This is a genomic window from Paenibacillus sp. FSL R7-0312, assembly GCF_038004445.1.
Taxonomy (GTDB): Bacteria; Bacillota; Bacilli; order Paenibacillales; family Paenibacillaceae; genus Paenibacillus_AQ.
The window spans coordinates 2,997,621-3,009,469 of sequence record NZ_JBBORE010000001.1 but is presented as its reverse complement, the minus strand read 5'-3'; the positions used below and the strand labels follow the sequence as shown (position 1 = coordinate 3,009,469).

The following is an 11,849-nucleotide window of genomic DNA, read 5'->3' as shown; positions in this document are numbered from 1 at the left end:
TACCCTATCAGTGGTTTGTCAGTGTACTTCTATATATTTTAGCTAAGCCTGAAATATATAGCCGCTATCTATACATAAGGAGGCCTCGCGGCCTCCCCTTAAACAGGCTTCCGTCTTAGACGGAAACCACCTCGTATTCTGAAAACATTGCCATCAGCCTCCTTCCAGAAGTAATCTTGCCCGGCCGGACACTTATTATTAAGCCACAGGTATCCGCAGGTTACAAGTTCAAGAATAGTTATAATCGTTCTCCACCTTGAGCTCACGTTAATCATAACTTTCAGGAGGAAGGCATAGCGTTAATTTCAGTCAAAAAAATTTTGACGAAAAACTAATTTTTAGTCGATTAATGTCGAAATATATATTAAATTATCTATTTACTTCGAGATATGGAACTTAATTTAACCCCATCCATTCAGAAATTCAGGAGGAACCTTCTATGACAACCCCACGGAATCCCTTAAAGCGTGTATTTCACATCACCAAGCTGAGAACTGAATTGATGCTGCTAATCATCATAGCTATTGTGCTTCCCTCCCTTGCCCTGGTTGTCATATCCACGGAAACCTCAGAGTCGGCCTTGCGCTCCAAAATGGAAGAAACCACAAACTCAAGCATTCATATTCTCAATAAAACCCTCTCGCAATTAATCCAGCTGGAGAGTGCAGGCGTCAACGAGCTCGCCTACCAGATTAGCAGCACTGATCTCACGGGCAACCCTGCAAAAGCACGCAGTTTGCTCGACAAATTCAAGCTGGAGCATCCGGAAGTGGATATCATAGCTCTGGGCAACGACCAGGGTAAATACATGTTCGCTCCGGATTCACAGCCGGAGGATTATGATCCCCGTACGCGCGACTGGTACATAGATGCACTAAAGACACCGGAGAGCACATCGGTTATTGACCCTATTTTCTCCAAAGTGACAAACAGCTATATCCTGCCGGTTTCCCGGGCTTTGCCGGACGGTAAGGGGGCCGTTACAATCAGCATCAGCATGAACGAGCTCATGGAGCTGACCAAGAACGTCAGTCTGGGTGACAGCGGCTATGTATATATTCTAGACGGCAATAACAAGGTAATCTATCACCCCACCATGGAGGTGGCCTCTGAAGCAACAAGCCAGATGCTGGCTGAAATGGGCAAAGGCCCAGCAGGAAAAATCTCCTACAAGGACGATACAGCCAATACACAAATGGACGGCTTCTACATTACGAACGAGCTGACCGGATTCAAAATGGCCGGCGTGCTGCCGGAGAATGAATACACCAAGGCTGTATATCCGATTCTGTACAAATCAGGTATCGTCCTTGTCGTCTCTCTGCTGCTTGCTTCGATCGTAACGTTCCTTATCATCCGCCGCATTACCGGCGCTGTGGAACGCTTGAACCGTTCAGCCAAACGGGTAAGCGAAGGTTATCTGGATGAGTCTGTGGAGACAAACCGCAAAGATGAGATCGGTCAGCTGGCCGGCAATTATAATGAAATGGTGTCTTCGCTCCGCAAAATGGTTCAGGAGGTCGCTGAAACGTCTGGCCACCTGGCGGCAGCCAGTGAACAGCTGACAGCCAGCACCGGCGAGAACAGCAAAGCGGTCGAATACGTGACCGAGCTGGTCGAGGAATCCACCCGTGGTGTGGAAACCCAGGCTTATGCTTCCGCCGAGGTGGCCATAACGATGGATGAAATGTCAACCGGCATTCAAAAAATCGCCTCCGCCTCAGAGATGATTGTCAGCGCCGCAGTACAGACGGAACAGGATGTCTCCACCGGCAGTGCCAAGATGCAGCATGTCGGAGAACAAATGAAGACGATCCGCGAATCCGTACACCAGTCCGGTACGCTGATTGCTGAGCTTAACGGATTAAGTGCCAAGGTGGCGGAGACCAGCACGGCCATCTCTGCCATTGCCAAGCAGACCAATCTCTTGTCGCTGAATGCGGGCATTGAAGCTGCACGGGCCGGAGAACACGGCAGAGGCTTCGCTGTAGTCGCCGGTGAAGTGCGCAAGCTGTCCGAAGCTTCCAATGTCAGTGCAGGACAAATCCATGAGACGATCTCTGAGATGGTGGACCTGATTGCCAGTGCCTATGATGTGATGCGGCATAAAGTGGTTGGAGATGTGGAGCAAGGAATGGAGCTTACACAGGAAGCCAGCGAGGCCTTCCGCCAGATCGAGCAGTCCACCCGGCATGTAGGCGAGCAAATTCATGAAGTATCCGCGATCACCGAGCAAATGTCAGCCAGCAGCGCAGAAGTAGCAGCGTCTGTTCAGGAGATGGCCAAGATCGCCCAGGCGGCGCTCGAATCCTTCCAAAGTGTCACAGCAGCGACGGAAGAGCAGCTTGCTTCCATGGAGGAGATCACTTCATCTTCCGCTGCGCTCTCCGCCATGGCATCGGATATGCAGGGACAGGTGGAACGGTTTCACTTCGAGCCGAAGGGCAAGGCTTAAGGGCATACGGCGTAATGAGGAGCACTTATGCCCCTCATTTGCTCATTCGGCCCGCTTCCAGTGAATTCAGGGGCACTAATGCTCCTCATTTGCTCATTTGGCCTGCTTCCAATGAATTCAGGGGCACTTATGCCCCTCATTTGCTCATTTTGCCCGCATCCAGTGATTTCTGGGGCACTTATGCCCCTCATTTGCTCATTTTGCCCGCATCCAGTGATTTCTGGGGCACTTATGCCCCCCATTTGCTCATTTGGCCTGCTTCCAATGAATTCAGGGGCACTAATGCTCCTCATTTGCTCATTTGGCACCAGTCCAGTGAATTCAGGGGCACTTATGCCCCTCATTTGCTCATTTTGCCCGCATCCAGTGATTTCAGGGGCACTTATGCCCCCCATTTGCTCATTTGGCCCGCTTCCAGTGAATTCAGGGGCACTTATGCCCCTCATTTGCTCATTCGGCCCGCTTCCAGTGAATTCAGGGGCACTAATGCTCCTCATTTGCTCATTTGGCACCCGTCCAGTGAATTCAGGGGCACTTATGCCCCTCATTTGCTCATTCGGCACCCGTCCAGTGAATTCAGGGGCATTAATGCTCTTCATTACTCTCCTTCAGCCACACTCGGCAAAATCAGAAGGATTGATCCCTTTGATCTTACCGTGTGCCGACTCCCGGCGGCTTCCGAATAATTGATGGAGTGAAACAAATAAATCCTTATATATGTACAAAAAAACCTCTCCTTTGAAATGGTTGAACACATTTCACCAAAGAGAGGTTTCTTTTTTGCGTTTATTAAGATTGCACACGTTTCCCGCTTAAACAGTGGATCGGACAGGACGACCCTCGGAAAAGCGTTAGCGGTCGCCTTGTGTATGGATTTTCACCGCTAAGGGAATTTAAAAAATCTGGACCAGGGATCGACTGGAATAACGTTCCGTTTGCCGAGTGTTCTCACCAAGCGCAACCCTCTATCCCATTCCAAAACAGGGGCTGCCCTTACCCAAGATAATGTAAACCTTAATTCCCTTCGGGTACCGGCCAGCCGGAGACCGTCTCGTCTCCAAGCAGCTGCACGTAAGCCGGAAGCCCGCCATTATGCAGCAGCCACAGCTCATGCAGGGCACGTGTACAGCCTACATACATCAGCTTGGCGTCCCAGGCCGCCCCTCCATAATGCGCGCTATCCGCGTCCGCCAGGATGACGGCATCGAACTCCAGTCCCTTGGACAAATATACAGGCAGTATGGACAAGCCGCCGCGGTATTCGGTGATGCTGCCGTCAATGAGATGAATATCCTCGAACTGTCCGGCAAGCTCAGCGTACAGCTCAGCGGCTTCCCGCAGGCTACGGGTCAATACAGCCACAGTGCGGTATTCGCGCCCGGAGAGCGATGACAGGGCGCTTCTGACAGCGCTGAGCCGCTGGCTGCCGCCTGCAGCCGGTTCCGGCTGCGCATCCTCATAGGAAATCAGCCGCACAGGATTACCGCTGCGGAAGACCGGCACGGCCAGCAGCTCGCTGCCGACGCCAGCGGACAGAATGCCGTTGGCGAATTCAATAATCTCCATCGTTGAACGGTAGCTGCGGGTAAGCGCGTGATACGCGGTATACTCCTCGGCAAACAGCGTCTGCATTTCTTTCCACTCATGTACCCCTTTATAGGCATGAATCCCCTGGGACAAGTCACCCAGAATCGTGAAGGAATGGCCCTTCACATACAAATCCAGCACGGCAATCTGGAACGGGGAGAAATCCTGCGCTTCGTCAATAACAATATGATCGAAGCGTTCGGTTCCCTCATTGCCGTTCAAAAGATAATGGATATAGAGCAGCGGCGGAAGATCCTCTTCGCGCAAAATGCCTTTCTTCAGCTCTTTCACCGTTTCCTTCAATACAGCCTGCGGAATTTCTTCCGGCGCCTCAGCCGGCCAGTCCTCCGGAGTCTTCGCCGCGCGGAATATCTGCTTGTAGATAGCCAGCGGATCATATTTCGGCCACTTGGCGCTGTAAGCCTTCTCGCGGGCTGCGCCTTTTTTCTTACGGTCCTTCAGCGCAGCGGCCGACGGGCTCTTCTTCAGCTCCATCTCGATCCAGCGGTGAATCCGCGCCATCACGCGTTCCTTGCGTTTGGCCGGCGGATACGGAGCGTATTCTTCATTATGCCAGCGCAGAATCATCGAGCGGCGCAGCACAGCCCCGTCCCACGGGCTGAAATCCCCTTCAGGCACGGCGCTGGTCTCCAGCAGCTTAATGCTGGATTCAATGACACTCATCAGCACCGTGGAGCCTTTGAAGCGTCCCGGGGTCTCTTCTGTAATAACGGGCATCGCTCCAGCCGTTTCAAACCAGCGGTTCATCGTTTCCGAAGCATCCTGCTCCGGCAAGGTCACACCCAGAACATCCGCAGCCCAGTCCGGGAAGGTGCTCTGGGCAATATTGCCGACACCGAGCTCCGGCAGCACATCTGAAATATAATCCAGGAACATCCGGTTCGGAGCGAAAATAATCATTTTCTCCGCCGAGACCTGATCCTTGTATTGGTACAATAAAAAAGCCAGCCGGTGCAGCGCGACGGTGGTTTTACCGCTTCCCGCTACCCCTTGAATAATCAGCGCCGTGTTCTTCGCTGCCCGGATAATCTTGTCCTGCTCCTCCTGGATCGTCGAGACGATATCACGCAGCCGGTTGTCCTTGTTCTCACCGAGCCGGTACACCAGGAATTCATCCGACACCGCCGGCGCATCACTGTCGCGGTTATACGTATCCGCAACCCGCTCCAGAATCTGCTTGCGGATGACCACGTTGCGTTTGAGGTAGACGAGCCCTTCAATCAGCCCTTCCGGTGCTTCATAGGAGGCCGCTTCTGTCCCTCCTGTAAACGAATAGAACAGGCTTGCCACCGGTGCCCGCCAGTCAATGACCAGCGGACGGTCGCTTACCTGCTCACGGTCTACGCCGATTTTACCAATATAAAGTGCCTTGCGTTCTTCCTCGTCATTGCCCTGAAAATCAAGCCGTCCGAAATAAGGCTCCTGCCTAAGCTTGGCAAGATCTTTGCGCCTCTGTTCCCTGGAGTCCTCCAGCACTTGTTCCGTATACTCGTGTCCCGTGTACACCGGAGTGCTGCGCAACCGCTCAAGGGTAGAGTCAATCTCTATAAGCGCGTGGTTCAGCCTGTCTTCTTCCTCTTGATAGGCACTTTGAAAGTTGTCTTCCAATTTCAGTTACCTCCTAAAAGTGATGTGAGCAGTACATCATATCACAACAGGACAGGGAAAGCCATATATTTCAAACTGCCGTATAGAACGGCTCACCTGCCCTATATGAGGCGCATTTAGCCCATCAGCGCATGGAGCACAAAGTTCGCTACGAACAGCCCGGCAATCCCGTACAGCGCCGGCGGGACGTCCTTGCCTTTGCCTGTAGCCAGCTTCACAACCGGGTAAGTGATGAACCCAAACGCCATCCCGTCCACGATGCTGTAGGTGAATGGAATCATCACCATAATCAGAAATGCGGGGAACAGCTCCGTCATGTCGCTGAGATCCATCTCGCGCACACTCTGGACCATAAGTCCGCCGATCACGATCAGAATCGGCGCAATTGCGCTGTCCGGCACATAAGCCAGCAGCGGAATGAACAGGAATGTCGCCCCGAACAAGAGACCGGTGACGAGCGAGGTTAAGCCGGTGCGTCCGCCGGCAGCGATGCCGGCTGTAGATTCGGCAGCGGCTACTACGGGACTGCTGCCGAACAGGCCTGCCGCGATGTTAGCGATGGATAGCGCCCGCAGACTGCTTTTGAAGCGTTCCGGACGGCCTATCATCAGCGTCTGCGAGGAGATCAGGCCGATGTTCTCGAAGACAACGATCAGCAGCAGCAGGAATACGGCGATCCAGAAGACCAGGCTGATGAATCCGCTCCATTGCATACTGGCGAACACATCGCCATATCCGCTGAACACATGTCCGGATTCGGTATTCTCAGGCGCATGAGCCGCTCCCAGCAGGTAGGCCAGGCCTGTCCCCGCCAGCATGCTGATCAGCAGGCCGCCGCGTGTGCCGCGGATGAACAGGACCAGGGCGAGCAGCAGCGTCACCACCGAGGTAATGACCGCAGGATCGCTGAAATGCCCGATGGCGACAAATGTCGTGGCATGGGCAATGACAATCCCGCTTTTTTGCAGGCCGATAAACGTCAGAAACAGACCGATTCCGACAGTTATCGCATGCTGCAGATTATGGGGTATGGCATCACTCAGTATGCGGTAGAGCGAAGTGAACGCTACAATAGCGAACAGCACACCCGTCACCACAACAACGGCAAGCGCCTCACGCCAATGCAGCTTCATGGAATGCACCAATGTATAGGTGAAAAAGGCATTGATGCCCATGCCCGGGACGACGACAATCGGCGTTTTCCCGCCAAAAGCCATCAGCAGACAGCCTGTAATCGCTGTCAGCAGTGTGGCCACCATCCCCGCCCGCAGCGGCATGCCTGCATCATGCAGAATCGCCGCATTGACCATAACAATATATACCGAAGCGAAATACGATAGGATGCCTGCCGCCCACTCCCGTTTCCAGTTGTCGCCCGGCGTAAGTCCCACGCTATTCCGCCAAAAATTCGATTTCATCTAAAAACCTCCACTATAGAACCTGAACTTAAGAATGTTATACAGATGCTTCAATAATGCCTTAAGATCAGGTATTAATTGCAGCCCCACTGCTCCATTCTTAAGTTTTCTTATATTATGATGTTAAGTTCCGCTGGCTATTACCCCGTTTGTCTGATCTGTAATCAGCCATCTCACGAGTATGCTGCTCCAGGCAGCAATAAAAGGGCATGCAGCGGGGAATCAGCTGCACGCCCTTGAATCCTGTCAAACCCTTATTCAAACGTGATACCGCCGGTTTCCAGCAAATCACGTACCGTAACACTAACCATAATCAGACCGACTACCGGAGGCACGAAGGACGTACTGGCCGGAGGCTGCTTCGCTTTGCGCCGGTCCGGCGCATTGGCAGGAACAATCTGCTCGGTGACATCCTCGCGCGGCTTCACAGGCTTTTCGGTCGAGAATACAACCTTAACGCCTTTCTTGATCCCTTCCTTGCGCAGCTTTGTGCGGATCACCCGCGCAATCGGGTCCATACTCGTCTTGGAAATATCGGCTACCTGGAAACGGGTAGGGTCCATCTTATTCGCCGCTCCCATGCTGGAGATCAACGGGATCTTCCGGGTCAGACATTCCTTGATCAGATGTATTTTGTAGATAATCGTATCCGAAGCATCAATGACATAATCCAGCTTGTATTTGAACAGCTCCTCATAGGTCTCTTCGGTATAGAACATGTTTAGGGCAATCGCTTCGCAGTCCGGGTTGATCAGCTTGACGCGGTCCACCATCAGATCGGTTTTGTTCTGGCCGATCGTCGTCGTCAGCGCATGGATCTGGCGGTTAATATTGGTGATATCGACCGAATCCTTATCAATCAGGATGATACGTCCGATACCAGTACGGGCGAGGGCCTCTACAGCCATCGCTCCCACTCCGCCAATCCCCAGCACAGCCACTGTGCTGTTCTTCATGATCTCGAGACCTTCCGGTCCGATCGCCAGTTCCGTACGCGAGAACTGATTCAGCATGATGTCAGCCTCCTTTAACAAGCCTGCGGGGCATAGTCGCTTAAGTCCGCTCTATGCCCCGTCAGCCATTTATGTTTTATTTCTTTTCTTTTTCCGGTTTTGGCGCCAATTTGATATGCAGCTGCTCGAGCTGTATAGCATCTACCGGGGACGGAGCGTCCATCAGCAGGTCGGTTGCACTTGCGGTCTTAGGGAAGGCAATGGTTTCACGCAGGTTCGTGCGTCCGGCCAGCAGCATGATCAGACGGTCGAAGCCGAAGGCAATCCCGCCGTGCGGAGGCGTGCCGTATTCGAAGGCATCCATGAGGTAGCCGAATTTCTCATACGCGAGTTCCTGTGTGAAGCCGAGAGCTTCGAACATTTTCTCCTGAACCTCACGTTTGTAGATACGCTGGGAGCCGCCGCCCACCTCGTAGCCGTTAAGCACGATGTCATAAGCCTGTGCGCGGATCGCGCCCGGATCCGTATCGAAGAGATGGAGGTCTTCATCCATCGGGCGTGTGAACGGATGATGCTCCGCCATGTAGCGCTTCTGGTCTTCGTCATAGCTGAGCAGCGGGAACTCTGTAACCCAGGCGAATTTGAACACACTGTCGTCGATCAGGCCAAGCTGACGGCCGATCTTCAGGCGGAGTGCGCCGAGTACATCGGCAACGACCTTCTTAGTGTCGGCGGAGAAGAGCAGCAGGTCGCCTTCTTCAGCACCCGTGCGTTCCTTCACGGCGGCAATTTCTTCTTCGGAGAAGAACTTCACAATCGGTCCTTTGAACTCGCCGTCTTTCACTTGAATCCAGGCCAGGCCTTTGGCGCCGTAACGTGCAGCGTAAGGTCCGAGATCATCAATTTCCTTACGGGTCCAAGTGCCGCAGCCCTTGGCGTTAAGGCATTTCACTTCTCCGCCTTTTTCGATCACGGAAGCGAACACCTTCACACCGCTGGCAGCAACGATATCGTTCATCTCTACCAGTTCCAGGCCAAACCGCAGGTCAGGCTTGTCCGAGCCGTATTTGCCGATAGCTTCAGCATAGGTCAGCCGCTGGAACGGAGTAGCAACCTCGACACCAATGGTTTCCTTCAGCAGTCGCTGCATCAGGGTTTCCATCATGGACAGCAATTCATCCTGCGGCATGAAGGAGGTCTCGATGTCGAACTGGGTGAATTCAGGCTGGCGGTCTGCGCGCAGATCCTCATCGCGGAAACAGCGGGCCATCTGGTAATAACGCTCGATGCCGCCGACCATCAGCAGCTGCTTATAGATCTGCGGAGACTGCGGAAGCGCGAAGAATTCCCCTTCATGCACACGGCTTGGCACGAGATAATCACGTGCGCCTTCCGGTGAGCTTTTGGTCAGAATCGGCGTTTCCACATCGATGAAGCCTTCGCTGTCCAGGAAGTCGCGGAAGATCTTGGCCGCTTTTGAACGGAGCAGCAGCGTCTTGTGCATTTCCGGACGGCGCAGATCCAGGTAACGGTATTTCATCCGCAGCGATTCATCCACTTCCACACCGTCTTCGATGAAGAACGGAGGCGTCTTGGCAGCATTCAATACTTCAATATCTGTAATCTGCACTTCAATCTCGCCGGTCGGCAGGTTGCGGTTGATGGTTTCATCATCCCGTTTAACCACTTTACCCGTTACGGCAAGCACGTATTCACTGCGCACCTTATCGGCAATCTGCAGCGCTTCTCCGGAATAGTCGGGGTTGAATACAATCTGTACAATCCCTGTGCGGTCGCGCAGGTCAATAAACAGCACGCCCCCAAGGTCACGGCGGGTCTGCACCCAACCGTTCAGTGTTACTGTCTCGCCGATGCTCGCCGTTGTTAATTGTCCACAGTTATGGCTTCTGGTCATCTTTTATCCTACCCCTTCATGGTTAAAATTACATGTAATTGACTGCCGCTTGCTCGCGGATATATCCATACTTAAATTCTATTTCAGCGCCTGCGCCAGCTCTTCCAGCTTGACGGTCCGCTGCTCGCCGGTTTCCATCGACTTCAGGGCGATCACGCCGCTGTTCAGCTCGTCTTCGCCAAGAATCGCCGTATACCGGGCCGACATGCGGTCCGCCGACTTCATCTGTGCCTTCATCTTCCGCCCCAGATAATCGCGTTCTGCGGAGAAGCCCAGGCTGCGCAGATGGAACAGCTGCTTCGTGATCTCCAGATCTGCGGCTTCACCAAGTGCGACAAAGTACACATCCAGCGGCTTCACTGCTTCCAGCTCAACCCCCTGATTCTCCAGAATCAGCAGAATACGCTCAAGGCCGATCCCGAAACCGATACCCGGCTGATCCGGTCCGCCGATCTCTTCCACTAGGCCGTTATACCGGCCGCCGCCGCCCACCGTGTCGATGGAGCCGATGCCTGCCGCTTTATACTCAAACGCTGTATGCGTGTAATAATCCAGGCCGCGTACCAGACGGGGGTTAATGCTGTACTCCACGCCCATCACGTCCAAATGGCCTTTCACCTTGGCAAAATGCTCTGTGCACTCCTCATCCAGACTGTCCAGAATTGACGGGGCACCGCCGAATTTATCCTGATCGACCTTGCAGTCCAGCACGCGCAGCGGATTACGCTCCATCCGGCGCTGGCAGTCGCTGCACAGGCTCTCTCTCATCGGTCTCAGGAAATCCAGCAGCTTCTCCCGGTACGCCGCGCGGCTAGGCGCGTTGCCCACGGAATTCAGCTCCACTCTCACATCCTTCAGCCCCAGATCAAGATAGAACTGGTACCCGAGCGAAATCACTTCCGCATCGATTGCCGGGTCCACTGCACCGAAGGCTTCGATGCCGAATTGGTGGAACTGGCGGTATCTGCCTGCCTGCGGACGTTCGTAGCGGAACATCGGGCCGATATAATACAGCTTGCTGACATCCGGCTCACCATAGAGCTTGTTCTGCACGTACGCCCGTACGACACCTGCTGTCCCTTCGGGACGCAGTGCCAGATCGCGGTCGCCTTTGTCCTTGAAGGTATACATTTCCCCTTCTACAATATCCGTTGTCTCGCCTACACCACGCTCAAACAGCCCGGTGTGCTCGAACAGCGGTGTGCGGATCTCCCGGTAGTTGAAGCGGCGGCAGAGATCTCTTGCTTTGCCCTCAACGTACTGCCATTTCTCTACTGCACCCGGAAGCACATCCTGCGTACCGGTTGGTTTCTCGAATCTTTCTTTAGCCACAGCCTATCCCTCCTGAAAATAACCCCTCTTGTTCCTCATGGAACCCATTGTCTCTGCTTCTAAAAACAACAAAAAATCCCCCGCCCTGTTTAATTACAAACAGGGACGAGGGATTATCATAACCAATAATTCACCCGTGGTACCACCCACATTCCGGACTTAAGCAGCTATGCTGCTCCAAATCCGCTCTAAGCGGTTAACGCCCGCCTACGCGCAATCGGCTACTGACTCTAGGCAACCTGCTGCTGCCTGCTTTCGCCGTGCGTTCTCGGGGAGGTCATTCATCCGTTCATCAACAGAATCCTTACAGCCGTGCGGATCAGGTGTTGCCGTCCATCACTTGGACAGCCGCCGGATCAGCGGGATTCCTCTCTGGGGTTGTGGGTTACGGATTACTTGGTCCCGTCATCAAAACAATATAACATACCGTATATTGTTAGATTCTACTGAACCACTGCGCTAAAGTCAAGGAATGAATTGAGTTCAGTTTGTATCCCGGCTCGCAGCCAGGGTGAGTCAGCTGGAGCAGCGCAAGCGCACATGGCCTGCGCAAGTACTGG

At 53.5% G+C, this 11,849-nt stretch carries 6 protein-coding genes; 1 reads left to right on the top strand and 5 read right to left on the bottom strand.

The window, feature by feature from the left end; translation table 11 throughout:
• The first annotated feature begins 439 nt into the window (after positions 1–439).
• Positions 440–2,455 (top strand): methyl-accepting chemotaxis protein, encoded by a 2,016-nt coding sequence (locus tag MKX70_RS13200; RefSeq protein ID WP_340840161.1) that lies wholly within the window; start codon positions 440–442, stop codon positions 2,453–2,455.
• 1,014 nt (positions 2,456–3,469) lie between these two features.
• Here MKX70_RS13200 and MKX70_RS13195 read toward each other — a convergent pair.
• The 5 genes from MKX70_RS13195 to hisS all read right to left on the bottom strand — a co-directional run bounded on the left by MKX70_RS13195 (position 3,470) and on the right by hisS (position 11,289).
• Entirely contained in the window at positions 3,470–5,671 is a 2,202-nt protein-coding gene (locus MKX70_RS13195) for a HelD family protein (RefSeq protein ID WP_340840160.1), read from the bottom strand.
• A gap of 116 nt (positions 5,672–5,787) precedes the next feature.
• On the bottom strand, positions 5,788–7,089 hold the full coding sequence (locus MKX70_RS13190) for an NCS2 family permease (protein ID WP_340840159.1): 1,302 nt from the start codon (positions 7,087–7,089) through the stop codon (positions 5,788–5,790).
• A gap of 254 nt (positions 7,090–7,343) precedes the next feature.
• The gene (locus MKX70_RS13185; protein WP_042238698.1) at positions 7,344–8,102 is read right to left on the bottom strand and encodes a tRNA threonylcarbamoyladenosine dehydratase; all 759 of its coding nucleotides are present in this window, start codon (positions 8,100–8,102) and stop codon (positions 7,344–7,346) included.
• Between the two features lie 76 nt (positions 8,103–8,178).
• A complete protein-coding gene (gene aspS / locus MKX70_RS13180) occupies positions 8,179–9,957 on the bottom strand; it encodes an aspartate--tRNA ligase (RefSeq protein WP_042238700.1) in 1,779 nt (592 codons plus the stop codon).
• Between the two features lie 78 nt (positions 9,958–10,035).
• Positions 10,036–11,289, bottom strand: a complete 1,254-nt coding sequence (gene hisS / locus MKX70_RS13175) for a histidine--tRNA ligase (protein ID WP_042238702.1) — start codon at positions 11,287–11,289, stop codon at positions 10,036–10,038.
• Positions 11,290–11,849 lie beyond the last annotated feature (560 nt).

Excerpts from the sequence above, each read along its gene's own strand:
- MKX70_RS13185 (WP_042238698.1), bottom strand. The coding sequence starts at position 8,102 with ATGCTGAATCAGTTCTCGCGTACGGAACTGGCGATCGGACCGGAAGGT.
- MKX70_RS13200 (WP_340840161.1), top strand. The coding sequence starts at position 440 with ATGACAACCCCACGGAATCCCTTAAAGCGTGTATTTCACATCACCAAG.
- MKX70_RS13190 (WP_340840159.1), bottom strand. The coding sequence starts at position 7,089 with ATGAAATCGAATTTTTGGCGGAATAGCGTGGGACTTACGCCGGGCGAC.
- aspS (WP_042238700.1), bottom strand. The coding sequence starts at position 9,957 with ATGACCAGAAGCCATAACTGTGGACAATTAACAACGGCGAGCATCGGC.